Source organism: Pseudomonas sp. Seg1 (assembly GCF_018326005.1).
Lineage (GTDB): Bacteria > Pseudomonadota > Gammaproteobacteria > Pseudomonadales > Pseudomonadaceae > Aquipseudomonas.
In genome coordinates this window covers 4,242,247-4,258,709 of the sequence record NZ_AP021903.1, presented here as the reverse complement: position 1 = coordinate 4,258,709, position 16,463 = coordinate 4,242,247, and the positions used below count along the sequence as shown (strand labels likewise).

Here is a 16,463-nt window from a genome sequence, read left to right as displayed (position 1 = left end):
CCGAGGAAGAGGGAGCCGATCTTTTGTTGTTTTCAAACCTGAGTTCGACTCGATATTTCAGGTCGATGTACTTCGGATGAACAACCCGGTCAACTCCCTCTCCCTCTGGCAGAGGGCTAGGGTGAGGGGCTATCGCTTCAGTGCGCAGTCGCGTGGCGAACGCGTTGCTTTTCAACTTTTTCAATGGGCGTGGTGTGAACCGGAGGGTGATGACGCCGCGCAATCCGCAACACCCCCCAAAGCATGGCGGCGGCAACAGCCAGCCAGCCGGCAATCAACATTACGATGGTCATGGTCAGGCTCATCAGTGCCTCCTCTTCGCCCTGCATCGGGCGCACACTTTTCAATTCGCTCTGTTTCAGTGACAGTCTAGTCAACGCCGTGTTTCAGGCTATTGACCAAAGGTCGGTGGTGACCAATCAGTTCGCTCTATGCAATCGATGCGTCTACGGTTTAGAGCTATACCGCAGCCGTTCGCGGCCCTATGATCGCTGGCGTTGCCGGAACACGATGACCGGTGTCTGAACAGAGAGTGACGATGGTCCAGGTATTTTCTCGAATGCGTGCGGCGTTGCTGGTCGCTGGCTGCGTGGCGGTGTTGGCCGGGTGTGCGGGCAGTGTGGCGCCAGAGGTCAAGCGCCTGCCGGAGCGGGTCGAGCTCAGTGGCACGTTCTATAGGGGTGAGGCCAACCAGTCCGGGCCGCAGGTGCTCGCCAGCCTGTTGTCGCAGCAAGGGATCGTGATCACCCCGGGGCTGCTGGAGAAACCACTGCACCTGCCCGGTGCCGAAGACAAGCTGCAAGAGAACATGCAGAACCTTGCCCGGGAATACGGCATGGTCGTCTATCCCCTGGACAAGAATCTGCCGGCCTTGCTGACACAGGTCGCCGCCGGGTATCCGGTGATGGTGCGCTTTAGCGAAGGCTCGGCATTCTGGGCCGAACCGCGTTACGCAATCCTTTCCGGCTACGACCGCAACAAACAGAAAGTGCTCCTGCGCGCCGGTATGAATCGCCGCGAATTGATGGGGTTCAGTGCCTTCGAGTCGGCCTTCGAAAAGTCTGGCGGGTGGGCCATCCTGATCCAGAAGCCCTCGCAGATCCCGGCAGCCGTTGATAGTCAGCGATGGCTGAAAGCGGCCGATGAGTTGTCACGTGCCGGTCAGGAACCGGAAGCGGCGCAGGCGCGCAAGGCGCTGGCTGCGCACTGACGTTCCGTTCGTCATTTGCCGGGCACGACTGCGCCCGGCAAGCCTCCTACGCTTATAGCCCGTTGTTCGCGGGTGAATCAGGAGGCGACATGACAGATTCCCCATCTCCGCAAGGCCCGCATTCTTCCGAGCATTCCTCAGGCGATGATCTCGGATTCGACCCGGACTCCCCGGATCTCGATGATCCGCAAGTCGATCCTGTGGGGCCCGCCAAGGCGCCCAAGGATGTACAGCCCGGTGAGGACAACAAGAAACCGTCCAAACCCTACGATCCGTTAGCCAATCTCAAACCTTGAGGTGAGGTGCGTATGAGTACCGATTCAAGCTTCGATGACCAAAAGCCCGATAGTGTGCCGACCACTCCGGAAGAGGGCGTCGATCCGGTACTGGACCCGGACAGTCCGATGCGCGATCCATTGGCTCGGCCTCTGGTAGCACCAGGGCTTACGCCGGATCCGAGCAAGGGCGATGGCATTCCTGATGACGACAAGATGCCACTGCCCAACGACTGATTCACAGACGAAAAAAAGCCCCGAAGATTCGGGGCTTTTTCTTATGCTGCGATTTACTTGGACGCTTCAACCACGCCGCTCTGGCGCGCCTTGAGGTTTTTCTCGGCTTTGTATTGCTGAGCCACCGCCGGAACACTGGCGCTCTTGCCGGTTTCCATCCAGCTGCGAATGCGGCTGGCATCGGCAAAATGCGTGTACTTGCCAAACGCGTCGAGAATCACCAGCGCAACCGGGCGGTTGCCCATCTTCGTCACCAATACCAGGCAATGGCCGGCGGGATTGGTGAAGCCGGTTTTGGTGATCTTGATATCCCAATCGGCCTTGTTGACCAAGTGATCGGTATTGCGGAAACCCAGGGTGTAATTGGGTTTGCGGAAAGAGACGGTTTTTTCCTTGGTGGTGGTGAGTTCGCTGAGGATCGGATATTTGCTCGCGGCCACCAGCAACTTGCTCAGATCGCGGGCAGTGGAAACGTTGCGCTCCGACAGACCGGTCGGCTCGACGTAGTGGGTGTTGGTCATGCCCAGCGCCCTGGCCTTGGCGTTCATCGCCGCGATAAAGGCGACATATCCACCCGGGTAATGATGCGCGAGGCTGGCGGCCGCGCGGTTTTCCGAGGACATCAGGGCAATCAGCAGCATCTCGCGGCGCGGCAGCTCACTCTTGAGTTTGACTCGGGAAAACACGCCCTTCATTTCCGGCGTGTGGCTGATATCGACATCGATCCATTCGTCCATGTTCTGTCGGGCTTCAACCACTACCAATCCAGTCATCAGCTTACTGACGGAAGCGATCGGCACGATCACGTCAGGGTTGCTGGAGTAGATGACTTTGTTGGTCTGCATATCCATGAGCAGGGCGCTGCCGGAAGCGATCTTCAATGTCGAAGCGTCACGTGGGGCAGCGGTGGTTTCCGCAGCGTTGATCGTTGGCGTGATGAATGTGCCTGTAAAAGCAAAAAACAGGCTCAGAATCGAAAGACGAATTTTCACGCTGGCAAACTCATAAAGGTTGGATATTCCGTTAGTTTGTAACGGGTTATTTCTTAAAACCGGCGCATTCTAGGAGTATGGCTGAAGATCTGTCGATGGTTGTTTGGAAGACCTGAAAATCTCGTGAAAAGGCCTGAAAAAAGAGGGGTTTCCGGCGAACGGTTAGTGTTTTTTCTCAGGCATGAAAAACCCCGCACGGGGCGGGGTTTCGGTACTGCGAAAAATACGGTTTAAACGTGCAGGGTTTCCGCTGCATAAAGCGTATTTTCCAGCAGGCAGGCACGGGTCATCGGGCCGACGCCGCCCGGGACCGGAGTAATCCAGCCGGCGCGCGGCAGGGCGGTTTCGTAGACAACGTCACCGACCAGTTTGCCGTCGTCCTGACGGTTGATACCGACGTCGATGACGATCGCGCCTTCCTTGATCCACTCGCCTTTGACCAGCCCCGGCTTGCCGGCGGCCACGACCACCAGGTCAGCACGGCCGACGTGGCCAGCCAGATCCTTGGTGAAGCGGTGGGTCACGGTCACGGTGCAACCGGCCAGCAGCAGCTCCATCGCCATCGGGCGACCGACGATGTTGGACGCGCCGACAACGACGGCGTCCATGCCATAAAGATCAGCACCCGTGCTTTCCAGCAAGGTCATGATGCCTTTAGGCGTGCACGGGCGTAGCAGCGGAATGCGCTGGGCCAGGCGACCGACGTTATAAGGATGGAAACCGTCAACGTCTTTGTCCGGGCGGATGCGCTCCAGCAGCTTGGAGGCGTCCAGATGCTCGGGCAGCGGCAGTTGAAGCAGGATGCCGTCGATCGCCGGGTCGTCATTGAGACGATCGATCAGATCGGTCAGCGCCTGCTGAGTGGTTTCAGAGGGCAGGTCGTAGGCTTGAGAGAGGAAGCCGACCTCTTCACAGTCTTTACGCTTGTGCGAGACATAAACCTGAGAGGCAGGATCGCTGCCGACCAGGATCACCGCGAGGCCGGGAGTGCGCAGGCCTTGCTGGCGACGCTCGGCAACTCGTTGGGCGATCTGCTGGCGCAGGCTGGCGGCGATCGATTTGCCGTCGATTAGTTGTGCAGTCATTGCGCGTGATTAACCATCGAGAGGGGAAAAAAAGAGAACGCATTCTCGCATGTCGAGCGGTGAGGGCAAAGGCGCTTGGTCAGCAAATTCCCCTAACTCCTTTAATTAAATGAATTTTTTTCAAAAATGATTTGACGACCTTCGGAGCGCTCTATACTATTCGTCGCACTTGTCGGGCACAGCCTAGCACTGGTTAAGAAGGTGAGGCGGAATCAACGTTCTGCAACACTGGAAAGCACTTAGTTTGTAGTCCTTTAAGAGTACAGATTAATAAGGCGCCCGTAGCTCAGCTGGATAGAGCATCCGCCTTCTAAGCGGATGGTCGCAGGTTCGAGTCCTGCCGGGTGCGCCATTAGGCAGCTTTGGCACAAGTAGCGTTATATGGTGGGCGTAGCTCAGTTGGTAGAGCACGGGATTGTGACTCCCGTTGTCGTGGGTTCGATCCCCATCGTCCACCCCATATTTCGAAAGGCGCCAGATGTAACAGTCTGGCGCCTTTGCTTTAAAAAGCTTCATCCGCGGATGTGGTGGAATTGGTAGACACACTGGATTTAGGTTCCAGCGCCGCGAGGCGTAAGAGTTCGAGTCTCTTCATCCGCACCAATCAAAGCTTCATGCATGTCTTCGGGCTGGTGAGGTTCAACAAAGAAGTTGTTTGGCTTTTTTGTTACGCAATATGGTGGGCGTAGCTCAGTTGGTAGAGCACGGGATTGTGACTCCCGTTGTCGTGGGTTCGATCCCCATCGTCCACCCCATATTTCGAAAGGCGCCAGATTTAACAGTCTGGCGCCTTTTTTGTTTTTGCGGTTTCAAAAGCCGGCGCTTGCCGGTTTTCGGTCGCAGGGGCAGGGCGCTTCGTCGTATTTATGTTGCTCGATGATGCTGCACTGCTCGCCGGGCTTGCTTGCAAGAACGGCCGTCAAGGAGTGATGGGCAGTCCCTTCTATATATAGAAGAGGTCGGCGCAGAGCCTTGGCGTGATTGGTTGTATTCGCCTGTGGGACGCGCTGCATCTGTGCATCTATCCCTATAAATTGCCCGCTGTTTTTTTACCCGTTTTCAGTAGGGTGACTTCTTGAGTTTGACCCACTAGAATGCATGCCCTTGATTCTGGGGTCGGAAACGGCCGGCTAACGTCTGTGCAACGAGGAATATCCATGCAAGTTTCTGTTGAAAATACTACTGCTCTCGAGCGCCGCATGAGCGTCACTGTGCCGGCAGAGCGCATCGAGACTCAGGTCAACAAGCGTCTGCAGCAGACTGCCCAAAAGGCCAAGATTGCTGGCTTCCGTCCAGGCAAAGTGCCAATGAGCGAAATCAAGCGCCGTTTCGGTGCGGATGCTCGTCAGGAAGCTGTTGGTGATGTCATCCAGTCCTCCTTCTATGAAGCAGTGGTTGAGCAAAAGCTGAACCCGGCAGGTTCGCCATCGATCGAGCCTAAGTCGCTCGAAGCTGGCAAGGATCTGGAATACGTTGCTGTATTCGAAGTGTTCCCTGAGTTCACCGTTGCCGGCTTCGAAGGCATCACTGTTGAGCGCCTGAGCGCTGACGTGGCTGACGCTGATCTGGACAAGATGCTCGACATCCTGCGCAAGCAGAACACCCGTTTCGAAGTGGCCGATCGCGCTGCCCAGAACGAAGACCAACTGAACATCGATTTCGTTGGCAAGGTTGACGGCGAAGCATTCGCTGGCGGCTCCGCCAAGGGCACTCAGCTGGTGCTGGGTTCCGGCCGCATGATCCCGGGCTTCGAAGAAGGCCTGGTAGGTGCTAAAGCTGGCGAAGAACGCGTTCTGAACCTGACTTTCCCTGAGGACTATCAGAACCTGGACCTGGCTGGCAAAACCGCCGAGTTCACCGTCACTGTAAACACCGTTTCCGAGCCAAAACTGCCTGAGCTGAACGAAGAGTTCTTCGCTCAATTCGGCATCAAGGAAAGCGGCATCGACGGTTTCCGCACCGAAGTTCGCAAGAACATGGAGCGTGAACTGCGTCAGGCGATCAAATCCAAGGTCAAGAATCAGGTAATGGACGGTCTGCTGGCCACCAACCCGATCGAAGTGCCTAAGGCTCTGCTGTCCAACGAAGTTGACCGTCTGCGCGTGCAGGCTGTTCAGCAGTTCGGTGGCAACATCAAGCCTGATCAACTGCCGGCCGAGCTGTTCGAAGAGCAAGCCAAGCGTCGCGTAGTGCTGGGTCTGATCGTGGCTGAAGTGGTCAAGCAGTTCGACCTGAAGCCTGACGAAGCCCGCGTTCGCGAAATGATTCAGGAAATGGCTTCGGCTTACCAGGAGCCTGAGCAGGTCGTGTCGTGGTACTACAAAAACGAGCAACAACTGAACGAAGTGCGTTCGGTTGTGCTGGAAGAACAAGTTGTGGATACTGTTCTGCAGAAAGCTAGCGTGACCGACAAATCGGTCTCTTACGAAGAAGCGGTCAAGCCGGTAGAAGCTCCAAAAGCCGACTGATTGTTTTTGCGTTAAGAAGTACACACATAAGCCAGCCTTCGAGCTGGCTTATGCGTATTCAAGACATAACTATTTGGGAGTGACTGCAGAGCATGTTCCGTAATTCGTATATTCAGCAGAACTCTGATATCCAGGCCGCAGGCGGCCTGGTCCCGATGGTTGTCGAGCAATCTGCTCGTGGCGAACGCGCCTATGACATCTACTCGCGCCTGCTCAAGGAGCGAGTGATCTTTCTGGTTGGTCCGGTAGAGGACTACATGGCCAACCTGATCTGCGCGCAACTGCTGTTCCTTGAAGCGGAAAACCCGGACAAGGACATCCATCTCTATATCAACTCCCCGGGCGGTTCGGTGACTGCAGGCATGTCGATCTACGACACCATGCAGTTCATCAAACCCAACGTATCAACCACTTGCATCGGCCAGGCCTGCAGCATGGGCGCATTCCTGCTGACCGCAGGTGCTCCAGGCAAGCGTTTCTGCCTGCCGAACTCGCGTGTGATGATTCACCAGCCTTTGGGCGGTTTCCAGGGCCAGGCGTCGGACATCGAAATCCACGCCAAGGAAATCCTCTTCATTCGCGAGCGTCTGAACACGCTGATGGCCAAACACAGCGGTCGCACTCTGGAAGAAATCGAGCGCGATACCAACCGCGACAACTTCATGAGTGCGGAAGCTGCGAAGGAATACGGCTTGATCGACGAAGTGATCAACCAGCGCCCAGCTTAAAATAAGCAGCTCAAAATAGGCTTGGTCGGCTGGTCTGATCAGCGGCGGGCTTGAAAAAGCCCGCAATAGCCTTCATCTTGTGTTGCAAGCCTATCGGATTTGGATCGAACGAATGACTGACACCCGCAACGGCGAGGACAACGGCAAGCTGCTCTATTGCTCCTTCTGTGGCAAAAGCCAGCATGAAGTGCGCAAATTGATTGCCGGCCCCTCGGTCTTTATCTGCGACGAGTGCGTCGACCTGTGCAATGACATCATCCGCGAGGAGGTGCAGGAAGCCCAGGCCGAAAGCAGCGCGCATAAATTGCCTTCGCCTAAAGAAATCAGCGGCATCCTTGATCAGTATGTGATTGGTCAGGAGCGTGCGAAAAAGGTTTTGGCCGTAGCGGTGTACAACCACTACAAGCGCCTGAACCAGCGTGACAAAAAGGCTGACGACGTCGAACTCGGCAAGAGCAACATCCTGCTGATCGGCCCGACAGGCTCCGGTAAAACCCTGCTGGCCGAAACACTGGCCCGCCTGCTGAACGTTCCGTTCACCATCGCTGACGCAACCACCCTCACCGAGGCGGGGTACGTAGGTGAAGATGTCGAGAACATCATTCAGAAACTGCTGCAGAAGTGCGATTACGACGTAGAAAAAGCCCAGATGGGTATTGTCTACATCGACGAAATCGACAAGATTTCCCGCAAGTCCGACAACCCGTCGATCACCCGCGATGTTTCCGGTGAAGGCGTGCAGCAGGCCTTGCTCAAGTTGATCGAAGGCACGGTCGCTTCCGTTCCGCCGCAAGGTGGCCGCAAGCATCCGCAGCAGGAATTCCTGCAGGTCGACACTCGTAACATCCTGTTCATCTGCGGTGGTGCTTTCTCGGGTCTCGAGAAGGTTATCCAGAACCGTTCCACCAAAGGTGGCATCGGTTTCAACGCGGAAGTGCGCAGCAAGGAAGAAGGCAAGAAAGTCGGCGAATCCCTGCGTGAAGTCGAGCCTGACGATCTGGTCAAGTTCGGTCTGATCCCTGAGTTTGTCGGTCGTCTGCCAGTCCTCGCGACGCTGGACGAGCTGGATGAGGCTGCGTTGATGCAGATCCTCACCGAGCCGAAAAATGCTCTGACCAAACAGTATGCCAAGCTGTTCGAGATGGAAGGCGTGGATCTGGAATTCCGTTCCGACGCGCTGAAATCTGTCGCCAAACGTGCCCTGGAACGTAAAACCGGTGCCCGTGGGTTGCGCTCGATTCTCGAAGGTGTGCTACTCGACACGATGTACGAAATCCCCTCGCAGTCCGAGGTGAGTAAAGTCGTGATCGACGAGAGTGTGATCGAAGGCAAGTCCAAGCCACTGTATATCTACGAAAACAGTGAGCCGACGGCCAAGGCAGCGCCGGACGCGTAAGCGTCCACCGCGTCGCAACAAAGAAGGGGCCTTCGGGCCTCTTTTTTTTTATGTCGTTTTTTACATCCGCTTTGCGCTTGTTTTTTTTCAAGGCAGCCCCCATCTTGGTTTCAAGCTTAATTCCATCTGATTACGGCCATATGGCCGCCGTAGAGGCGAAATCATGAAGACAACCATCGAATTGCCTCTCCTGCCATTGCGTGATGTCGTGGTTTATCCGCACATGGTTATCCCGCTGTTCGTGGGGCGCGAGAAATCCATCGAAGCCCTCGAGGCAGCGATGACGGGCGACAAGCAGATCCTGCTGCTGGCCCAGAGAAACCCGGCTGACGATGATCCCGGTGAAGACGCTCTCTATCGCGTAGGTACCATCGCCACTGTTCTACAGCTGCTCAAGCTGCCTGACGGCACCGTCAAGGTTCTGGTCGAGGGTGAGCAGCGCGGCACCGTCGAGCGCTTCAGCGAAGTCGACGGCCACTGCCGTGCCGAGGTCTCGCTGATCGAAGAAGTCGACGCCGCCGAGCGCGAATCCGAAGTGTTCGTGCGCACGCTGCTGTCGCAGTTCGAACAATATGTACAGTTGGGCAAGAAAGTCCCGGCTGAAGTCCTGTCTTCGCTCAACAGCATCGATGAGCCGGGCCGCCTGGTCGACACCATGGCTGCGCACATGGCGTTGAAGATCGAGCAGAAGCAGGAAATCCTCGAAATCATCGATTTGTCTGCCCGGGTCGAGCACGTTCTGGCGTTGCTGGATGCCGAGATCGATCTGCTGCAAGTCGAAAAACGTATTCGTGGTCGCGTCAAAAAACAAATGGAGCGCAGTCAGCGCGAGTACTACCTGAACGAGCAGATGAAGGCCATTCAGAAAGAACTCGGCGACAGCGACGAAGGCCACAACGAAATCGAAGACCTGAAAAAGCGTATCGACGCTGCCGGTCTGCCGAAAGACGCGTTGGCCAAGGCCACTGCCGAGCTGAACAAGCTCAAGCAAATGTCGCCGATGTCCGCTGAGGCCACCGTGGTGCGCTCGTACATCGACTGGCTGGTGCAGGTGCCTTGGAAGGCCCAGAGCAAGGTACGTCTGGACCTGGCGCGCGCTGAAGACATTCTCGATGCCGATCACTACGGCCTCGAAGAGGTCAAGGAACGTATCCTTGAATACCTCGCCGTACAAAAACGCGTGAAGAAAATCCGTGGTCCGGTGTTGTGCCTGGTCGGTCCTCCGGGCGTGGGTAAAACCTCGCTGGCAGAGTCGATTGCCCACGCCACCAACCGTAAATTCGTGCGCATGGCCTTGGGTGGCGTACGTGATGAAGCGGAAATTCGTGGTCATCGCCGGACTTACATCGGTTCGATGCCGGGAAGATTGATTCAAAAGATGACAAAGGTTGGCGTACGCAACCCGCTGTTCCTGCTCGATGAAATCGACAAGATGGGTAGCGACATGCGTGGCGATCCGGCGTCGGCGTTGCTGGAAGTGCTCGATCCCGAGCAAAACCACAACTTCAACGATCACTATCTTGAAGTCGATTACGACCTGTCGGATGTGATGTTCCTCTGCACCTCGAACTCGATGAACATCCCGCCGGCGCTGCTCGACCGGATGGAAGTGATCCGTCTGCCGGGCTACACCGAAGACGAGAAGATCAACATCGCAGTCAAATACCTGTCGCCCAAACAGATTGCCGCCAATGGTCTGAAGAAGGGCGAGCTGGAATTCGACGCAGAAGCGATCCGCGACATCATTCGTTACTACACCCGTGAAGCGGGTGTGCGTGGCCTTGAACGTCAGATCGCCAAGGTCTGCCGCAAGGCTGTGAAAGAGCACGCGCTGGAAAAACGCTTCTCGGTGAAAGTGACAGCTGATCTGCTGGAGCATTTCCTCGGTGTGCGCAAATTCCGCTACGGTCTGGCTGAGCAGCAAGATCAGATCGGTCAGGTGACCGGGCTTGCCTGGACTCAGGTTGGCGGCGAACTGCTGACCATCGAAGCGGCGGTCGTACCGGGCAAGGGACAGTTGATCAAGACCGGTTCGCTGGGTGATGTGATGGTCGAATCGATCACTGCGGCCCTGACAGTGGTGCGCAGCCGTGCGAAGAGCCTGGGCATTCCTCTGGACTTCCACGAGAAGCGCGACACGCACATTCACATGCCGGAAGGGGCGACGCCGAAAGACGGTCCTAGCGCCGGTGTGGGCATGTGCACGGCGCTGGTGTCGGCATTGACCGGCATCCCGGTGCGCGCCGATGTTGCCATGACCGGTGAAATCACTCTGCGTGGTCAGGTGCTGGCAATTGGTGGTTTGAAGGAAAAACTGCTGGCGGCCCACCGCGGTGGAATCAAGATTGTGATTATTCCGGAAGAGAACGTGCGCGATCTGAAGGAGATTCCTGACAATATCAAGCAGGATCTGCAGATTAAACCGGTTAAATGGATTGACGAGGTCCTGCAAATTGCGCTGCAATACGCGCCGGAGCCCTTGCCGGATGTGGCTCCGGAGATAGTTGCCAAGGACGAAAAACGCGAGTCTGACTCTAAGGAAAGAATTAGCACGCATTAATACGTTTTTGCCTGGGTGGCTTCCTTGACAGCTTTTTAGAGCCCTTGTTATAAAGCGGCTCTTAAGTGTCTGTAGGCCATTCAGCACTCGTTTTTGCTTTCACCAAAAAACTTAGAATCATCTCAAAATAGATATAAGGGGACTTAGAGTGAACAAGTCGGAACTGATTGATGCTATCGCTGCATCCGCTGATATCCCGAAAGCTGCTGCTGGCCGTGCGCTGGACGCTGTAATCGAATCCGTCACTGGCGCTCTGAAGGCTGGCGACTCCGTTGTTCTGGTTGGTTTCGGTACTTTCTCCGTGACTGACCGTCCGGCTCGTACCGGTCGTAACCCTCAGACCGGCAAGACTCTGGAAATCCCGGCTGCCAAGAAGCCAGGTTTCAAAGCCGGTAAAGCATTGAAAGAAGCTGTTAACTAAGTTTCAGGTTTTTACCCATCCGGGTCGGGGTCATGCCTGACTTGGCAGCGGAGCGGTAGCGCAGGTCGCTGAAACAGCTGCCTGTAACGCCGGGATCGAGGGTTCGAGCCCTGTCCGCTCCGCCAGTTACGAGAAGGCGCATCCTCGGATGCGCCTTTCTTCTATCCGGATTCTACCCACGCTCCACGGTTGCCTAATTTTGAAGTTCAACCGTTTCTGGGGGACGCATGCTGCAGAATATCAGGGACAATTCACAAGGCTGGATTGCCAAGACCATTATCGGAGCCATCATTTTGCTGATGGCGTTGACCGGTTTCGACGCCATTTTCCAGGCCGCCACTCACAAGAATGAGGCGGCCAAGGTCAACGGTGAAGAAATCAGCCAGAACGAGCTGAGCCAGGCGGTTGATATGCAACGCCGTCAGCTGATGCAACAGTTGGGCAAGGACTTCGATGCTTCTTTGCTTGACGAGAAAATGCTCCGCGAATCGGCCCTCAAGGGACTGATCGATCGCAAGCTGCTGCTGCAAGGCGCAGAACAATCGAAATTCGCTTTCTCCGAAGGCGCGCTGGATCAAGTGATCCTGCAGACACCTGAATTCCAGGTCGACGGCAAGTTCAGCTCCGAGCGTTTCGACCAGGTGATCCGTCAACTGGGTTACAGCCGTATGCAGTTCCGCCAGATGCTGGCTCAGGAAATGCTGATCGGCCAACTGCGCGCCGGTGTGGCGGGCAGCGGTTTTGTCACTGACGCCGAAGTGATGGCATTCGCCCGTCTGGAAAAACAGACCCGTGATTTCGCTACGCTGAACATCAAGGCTGACCCGGCTGCGGTCAAACTGACCGACGACGAAGTCAAGGCTTACTACGATGAACACGCCAAGGAGTTCATGACTCCGGATCAGGTGATCATCGACTATGTAGAGCTGAAGAAGTCTTCGTTCTTCGATCAGGTCGCCGTCAAGGACGAAGACCTGCAGGCGGCGTATCAAAAAGAGATCGCCAACCTGTCGGAGCAGCGTCGTGCCGCGCACATTCTGATCGAAGTGAACGACAAGATCACCGAAGCTCAGGCCAAAGCGAAGATCGAAGAAGTCCAGGCGCGTCTGGCCAAGGGCGAGAAGTTCGAAGCGCTGGCCAAGGAGTTCTCGCAGGACCCGGGTTCGGCCAACAATGGTGGCGACCTCGGTTATGCCGGTCCTGGCGTCTATGACCCTGCCTTCGAAAAAGCTTTGTACTCTTTGGCCAAAGATCAGGTGTCGGAGCCGGTGCGCACCGACTTCGGTTACCACTTGATCAAACTGTTGGGTGTGGAAGCGCCTGAAGTGCCAACGCTGGCCAGCCTGAAAGACAAGCTGACCCGCGAGTTGAAAGCAGCGCAGGTTGAGCAACGTTTCGTCGAAGCGACCAAGCAACTGGAAGACTCCGCGTTCGAAGCATCTGACCTGGCTCAGCCAGCGGCGGATCTGAAGCTGACCGTGCACACCTCCAAGCCGTTTGGCCGTGAAGGCGGTGAAGGTGTTGCCGCTAACCGTGCCGTGGTCACTGCCGCATTCAGCACTGAAGTGATTGATGAAGGTGCCAACAGCACCGCCATCGAACTGGATCCGGAAACTGTGATTGTGCTGCGCTCCAAGGAGCATCTGAAGCCTGCGCAACTGCCTCTGGAAAGCGTGAGTGCGGCGATTCGCACCCAGCTGACCAAAGAGCAGGCCAGCGCTGCTGCCAAGACCAAGGCCGAGAAGCTGATCGCCGATCTGCGCGATGGCAAGGCGCCGCTGGACAAGGCTGTTGAAGGGCAGAACTGGAAAACCACTGAAGCGGCCACTCGTGGTCAGGAAGGGGTTGATCCTGCTGTGTTGCAAGCGCTGTTCCGTATGCCGAAACCGGCTGCCAAGGACAAACCGACGTTCAGCAGCGTGACGTTGCCGGATGGCAGTCTGATGATCGTGCGTCTGAATGGCGTTAACGAAGCGGCTGCGCCGACTGATGAAGAGAAGGTCCAGTACCGTCGCTTCCTGGCGTCGCGTGAAGGTCAGCAGGACTTTGCGGCGTATCGCAAGCAGTTGGAGAGTCAGGCTGACATCAAGAAGTTCTGATGTTTGACTGAGATTTGATAAGGGAGCCCCGGCCGATTGGTCGGGGCTTTTTTATTGGGCGGGTGATTGTTGGTGGATCCGTTGCTGTGGGTGTGGCTGATTAGGGTTCCGCCCTTACGGCGGGTCACTTTTTCCAGACGCCGAAAAAGTAACCAAAAAGGCTTTACCCTGACGTACGGCCCTCGCTGTGGCTCGGGTTCCTTCGCTCCGGGGTTCATCCGGGGCATCGCCTCCGGTTTGCTTCGCTGCACCTCCTCTCGATGTCCTCCCCGGATGAACCCCTCCGCTCAGCCTTCCGACGGGCGATTTAGATCAAGAGCGGTACTCGAGCTAACGCTCATTGTGTTGAGTGGTGAAGGTCAAAGGCGGTACTCGAGCTAACGCTCATTGTGTTGAGTGGGGCGGCATGCGCCGCGTTTGGGGTCTACGCATTTCTTTGTGGGAGCTGGCTTGCCAGCGATGGCGGGCTGACAGCCGACCAATCTCTGGCTGGTGAACCTGTTTCAAACTGTGGGAGGGGGGCTTGCTTCCGAAGGCAGTGTTACGGCCACTAATTTCTGGCGGGTATTCTCATGCTCTCTAGGAGCTGCCGAAGGCTGCGATCTTTTGACTTTGACGTTGTGATGATCAAAAGATCGTGGCCTGCGGCAGCCCTACACAGGGAATCTCGGCATCGCCGGGGGATATCCGGTCGGGTGTTGCGAGGGTATTTAAACCATTGAGCATTATGCCGCTCGTGGAAATCCATGGTGTCGAGCATTGGTAGCGGCATAGAAGGTCGTGACCAGCAGCACCGCGACGATCCACGGAAAGTGCTCGACCCCCACGCTGTCCAGCAGCAGTCCACCCGCCAGTCCCCCTCCGGCTATGCCGACATTCCACAGCGTGACCAGCATCGACTGGGCGGTGTCGGCGGCGTCCTTCGCGGCTTTCGCTGAAGCGGTTTGCAGCAGCGAGGGCATGGCGCCGAATGCCAGTCCCCACACGGCTGTGGCGATGTAGACCACGCTTGGCGATTCGCGCCAGATGCCCAGGGCGATGGCTGCAAACATGAAGAGGATTGCGCTGATCAGCACCAATTCGCGCAGCCAGCGGTCGATCAGGCTGCCAACGATCCACAGGCTCAGTACTGACGCCACGCCGAATGCCAGCAACACCCGGTCGATTTCACCGCCCAATCCTGACAGTTGCAGGAATGGCGCGATGTAGGTGTACAGAAGATTGTGTGCAACCACGTAGGACAGGGTTACGAACAGCACCGGTCGCACGCCTGGCAGGGTGAAGACCTGACGCAGTGGCAGGCGTTTGCCGGCACGCTCGCCTGGGAAGTCTGGCACTTGCCAGCGTACCCAGATCACCAGCAGCACGGTCAATGCGGTCATGATTGCGAAGCTCAGACGCCAGCCAATCAGGGTGCCGAGCAGGGTGCCGGCGGGGATTCCCAGGGACAGTGCAATCGGTGCGCCGAGCATGGCCACGGTGATCGCGCGACCTTGCAGGTGTGGGGCGACCATTCGGCTTGCGAATCCGGCGAGCAGGGCCCAGAGCAGGCCGGCAAACACGCCGGCGATGAACCGTGCAGTCAGGGTCAGCCAGTACAGCTCAGACACGGCGGTAATGCTGTTGGCAATGGCAAAGCCGCCGATGGCGGACAGCAGCAGTGGTCGGCGACGCCAGCCGCGAGTGGCGATGGTCAGCGGTATGGCGGCGACGATCGAGCCGATGGCGTAGAGCGTGACCAGTTGCCCGATCAGCGCTTGAGAGACATTCAGGCCACTGCTCATTTGTGGCAACAGGCCGGCCGGCATGGCTTCGGTCATTACTGTGATGAAACCGGCGGTCGCCAGCGCCAGTAACGCGGCGAGCGGTAAGCGTTCGGCGGTTGCGGGTGGATTATCGAGCGTAGTGCAGGTGAGTGGTGCGTCGTTCATGAGCCAGCATCCCTGTGCAGAGTTGACGAGGGACACAGGGTAGAGCGCTGCGCATTGGCGAAAAACAGGTTATGGTTCCGAACATATCGGACATGGATGTCGTCAATGGAGGGTTGGTATGGATAGCCTGGGCAGTATTTCGGTGTTTGTTCAGGTCGCCGAAACGCGCAGTTTTACTGAGGCTGGCCGGTTGCAAGGGGTGTCGTCTTCGGCGGTGGGTAAAAGCATTGCGCGACTTGAGGCGCGGCTGAACGTACGGCTGTTTCATCGCACCACACGCAGTGTCACGCTGACCAGCGAGGGCGCACTGTTTCTCGAGCGTTGCCGCAAGATCCTCGCCGAGGTCGAGGCGGCTGAGTTCGAGCTGTGCGATGCCGCTTCGCAACCCCACGGCAAGTTGCGGATCAGCCTGCCGCAGGTGCATGGGCTGGTGATGCCGGTCATGAACGAATTCATGACGCAGTATCCACAGATCGAACTGGATCTGGATCTGACTGATCGCATGGTCGACGTGGTGGAGGAGGGTTTCGATGCTGTCATCCGTACCGGCAAACCGCGTGATTCACGGCTGATGGCACGACCGTTGGGCGAATTTCATATGGTGTTGGTGGCCAGCCCGGCTTATTTGCAGCAACGCGGTGTGCCACAAACCCCCACCGAGCTGGCGACTCACGCGTGTTTACGCCACACCTTCCATGCCACCGGCAAACTGGAGCCGTGGCCCTTGCGTAGAGAACCCTTCACCGCAGAGCCGATATTGCCGGCGCGGCTGGTCAGCACGTCCATTGAGGCCGTTGCCCACGCGGCATTCGCCGGCATGGGCATTGCCTGCCTGCCGGATTTCATGACCCTTGAAGCGGTCGCGCAGGGACGCCTGCAGCGGGTGCTGGACGCGTATCTGGAGCACACCGGGCAGTTTTGGGTCTTGTGGCCGTCGAGCCGCCATGCCACCGCCAAATTGCGGGTTTTCATCGATCATTTATCGAGGCGACTTTTTCCCGACGCCGAAGGTCGATAGAGTTGTAACCGTTTTAAGACACTAATCCATACGCCGCGGGGTC

14 protein-coding genes and 4 tRNA genes are annotated in these 16,463 nt (G+C 57.0%); 14 read left to right on the top strand and 4 right to left on the bottom strand.

Annotated features, from left to right (window positions below):
* Positions 1–137: 137 nt before the first annotated feature.
* On the bottom strand, positions 138–305 hold the full coding sequence (locus KI231_RS19075) for a hypothetical protein (RefSeq protein ID WP_177431430.1): 168 nt from the start codon (positions 303–305) through the stop codon (positions 138–140).
* Between the two features lie 233 nt (positions 306–538).
* Here KI231_RS19075 and KI231_RS19070 point away from each other — a divergent pair, with 233 nt between their 5' ends.
* From KI231_RS19070 to KI231_RS19060, 3 genes are all read left to right on the top strand, one after another.
* On the top strand, positions 539–1,210 hold the full coding sequence (locus KI231_RS19070) for a C39 family peptidase (protein ID WP_103305226.1): 672 nt from the start codon (positions 539–541) through the stop codon (positions 1,208–1,210).
* 89 nt (positions 1,211–1,299) lie between these two features.
* Entirely contained in the window at positions 1,300–1,506 is a 207-nt protein-coding gene (locus tag KI231_RS19065; protein WP_212809581.1) for a DUF6021 family protein, read from the top strand.
* Between the two features lie 12 nt (positions 1,507–1,518).
* Entirely contained in the window at positions 1,519–1,722 is a 204-nt protein-coding gene (locus KI231_RS19060; protein WP_212809579.1) for a hypothetical protein, read from the top strand.
* 53 nt (positions 1,723–1,775) lie between these two features.
* On the opposite strand, the gene pbpG is transcribed toward KI231_RS19060, so the two are convergent.
* Together pbpG and folD are read right to left on the bottom strand one after the other, a co-directional pair.
* Positions 1,776–2,714: a D-alanyl-D-alanine endopeptidase gene (gene pbpG / locus KI231_RS19055; RefSeq protein WP_103305229.1), complete on the bottom strand. Its 939-nt coding sequence runs from the start codon at positions 2,712–2,714 to the stop codon at positions 1,776–1,778.
* A 230-nt stretch (positions 2,715–2,944) separates the two neighbouring features.
* Positions 2,945–3,799: a bifunctional methylenetetrahydrofolate dehydrogenase/methenyltetrahydrofolate cyclohydrolase FolD gene (gene folD / locus KI231_RS19050; RefSeq protein ID WP_212809577.1), complete on the bottom strand. Its 855-nt coding sequence runs from the start codon at positions 3,797–3,799 to the stop codon at positions 2,945–2,947.
* 275 nt (positions 3,800–4,074) lie between these two features.
* On the opposite strand from folD, the gene KI231_RS19045 reads away from it, so the two are divergent.
* The 10 genes from KI231_RS19045 to KI231_RS19000 all read left to right on the top strand — a co-directional run bounded on the left by KI231_RS19045 (position 4,075) and on the right by KI231_RS19000 (position 13,471).
* A tRNA-Arg gene (locus KI231_RS19045) sits at positions 4,075–4,151 on the top strand.
* A gap of 32 nt (positions 4,152–4,183) precedes the next feature.
* Positions 4,184–4,259 (top strand) — tRNA-His (locus KI231_RS19040).
* 58 nt (positions 4,260–4,317) lie between these two features.
* A tRNA-Leu gene (locus tag KI231_RS19035) sits at positions 4,318–4,402 on the top strand.
* Between the two features lie 76 nt (positions 4,403–4,478).
* Positions 4,479–4,554: transfer RNA gene (locus KI231_RS19030), tRNA-His, on the top strand.
* A gap of 402 nt (positions 4,555–4,956) precedes the next feature.
* Positions 4,957–6,267, top strand: a complete 1,311-nt coding sequence (tig, locus tag KI231_RS19025; RefSeq protein ID WP_103305231.1) for a trigger factor — start codon at positions 4,957–4,959, stop codon at positions 6,265–6,267.
* 92 nt (positions 6,268–6,359) lie between these two features.
* Positions 6,360–6,995: an ATP-dependent Clp endopeptidase proteolytic subunit ClpP gene (gene clpP / locus KI231_RS19020; protein ID WP_007951559.1), complete on the top strand. Its 636-nt coding sequence runs from the start codon at positions 6,360–6,362 to the stop codon at positions 6,993–6,995.
* 112 nt (positions 6,996–7,107) lie between these two features.
* On the top strand, positions 7,108–8,391 hold the full coding sequence (gene clpX, locus KI231_RS19015; RefSeq protein ID WP_016775335.1) for an ATP-dependent Clp protease ATP-binding subunit ClpX: 1,284 nt from the start codon (positions 7,108–7,110) through the stop codon (positions 8,389–8,391).
* Positions 8,392–8,554: 163 nt separating this feature from the next.
* Positions 8,555–10,951, top strand: a complete 2,397-nt coding sequence (gene lon, locus KI231_RS19010; RefSeq protein ID WP_007917325.1) for an endopeptidase La — start codon at positions 8,555–8,557, stop codon at positions 10,949–10,951.
* A gap of 148 nt (positions 10,952–11,099) precedes the next feature.
* Positions 11,100–11,372, top strand: a complete 273-nt coding sequence (locus KI231_RS19005) for an HU family DNA-binding protein (RefSeq protein WP_003183171.1) — start codon at positions 11,100–11,102, stop codon at positions 11,370–11,372.
* A 227-nt stretch (positions 11,373–11,599) separates the two neighbouring features.
* Positions 11,600–13,471, top strand: a complete 1,872-nt coding sequence (locus KI231_RS19000; RefSeq protein ID WP_212809575.1) for a SurA N-terminal domain-containing protein — start codon at positions 11,600–11,602, stop codon at positions 13,469–13,471.
* 725 nt (positions 13,472–14,196) lie between these two features.
* On the opposite strand, the gene KI231_RS18995 is transcribed toward KI231_RS19000, so the two are convergent.
* Positions 14,197–15,402 (bottom strand): MFS transporter, encoded by a 1,206-nt coding sequence (locus KI231_RS18995; RefSeq protein ID WP_212809574.1) that lies wholly within the window; start codon positions 15,400–15,402, stop codon positions 14,197–14,199.
* A gap of 118 nt (positions 15,403–15,520) precedes the next feature.
* Here KI231_RS18995 and KI231_RS18990 point away from each other — a divergent pair, with 118 nt between their 5' ends.
* Positions 15,521–16,420 carry a LysR family transcriptional regulator gene (locus KI231_RS18990; protein ID WP_212809573.1) on the top strand — a complete coding sequence of 300 codons (900 nt, stop codon included), beginning with the start codon at positions 15,521–15,523 and terminating at the stop codon, positions 16,418–16,420.
* Positions 16,421–16,463: the final 43 nt, after the last annotated feature.

What these genes read in the sequence shown, in the direction of transcription:
- KI231_RS19065 (WP_212809581.1), top strand. Translation starts at nt 1,300, where the DNA reads ATGACAGATTCCCCATCTCCGCAAGGCCCGCATTCTTCCGAGCATTCC.
- folD (WP_212809577.1), bottom strand. Translation starts at nt 3,799, where the DNA reads ATGACTGCACAACTAATCGACGGCAAATCGATCGCCGCCAGCCTGCGC.
- KI231_RS19070 (WP_103305226.1), top strand. Translation starts at nt 539, where the DNA reads ATGGTCCAGGTATTTTCTCGAATGCGTGCGGCGTTGCTGGTCGCTGGC.
- KI231_RS18990 (WP_212809573.1), top strand. Translation starts at nt 15,521, where the DNA reads ATGGATAGCCTGGGCAGTATTTCGGTGTTTGTTCAGGTCGCCGAAACG.
- KI231_RS19000 (WP_212809575.1), top strand. Translation starts at nt 11,600, where the DNA reads ATGCTGCAGAATATCAGGGACAATTCACAAGGCTGGATTGCCAAGACC.
- KI231_RS19060 (WP_212809579.1), top strand. Translation starts at nt 1,519, where the DNA reads ATGAGTACCGATTCAAGCTTCGATGACCAAAAGCCCGATAGTGTGCCG.
- clpX (WP_016775335.1), top strand. Translation starts at nt 7,108, where the DNA reads ATGACTGACACCCGCAACGGCGAGGACAACGGCAAGCTGCTCTATTGC.
- KI231_RS18995 (WP_212809574.1), bottom strand. Translation starts at nt 15,402, where the DNA reads ATGAACGACGCACCACTCACCTGCACTACGCTCGATAATCCACCCGCA.
- lon (WP_007917325.1), top strand. Translation starts at nt 8,555, where the DNA reads ATGAAGACAACCATCGAATTGCCTCTCCTGCCATTGCGTGATGTCGTG.
- KI231_RS19075 (WP_177431430.1), bottom strand. Translation starts at nt 305, where the DNA reads ATGAGCCTGACCATGACCATCGTAATGTTGATTGCCGGCTGGCTGGCT.
- tig (WP_103305231.1), top strand. Translation starts at nt 4,957, where the DNA reads ATGCAAGTTTCTGTTGAAAATACTACTGCTCTCGAGCGCCGCATGAGC.
- clpP (WP_007951559.1), top strand. Translation starts at nt 6,360, where the DNA reads ATGTTCCGTAATTCGTATATTCAGCAGAACTCTGATATCCAGGCCGCA.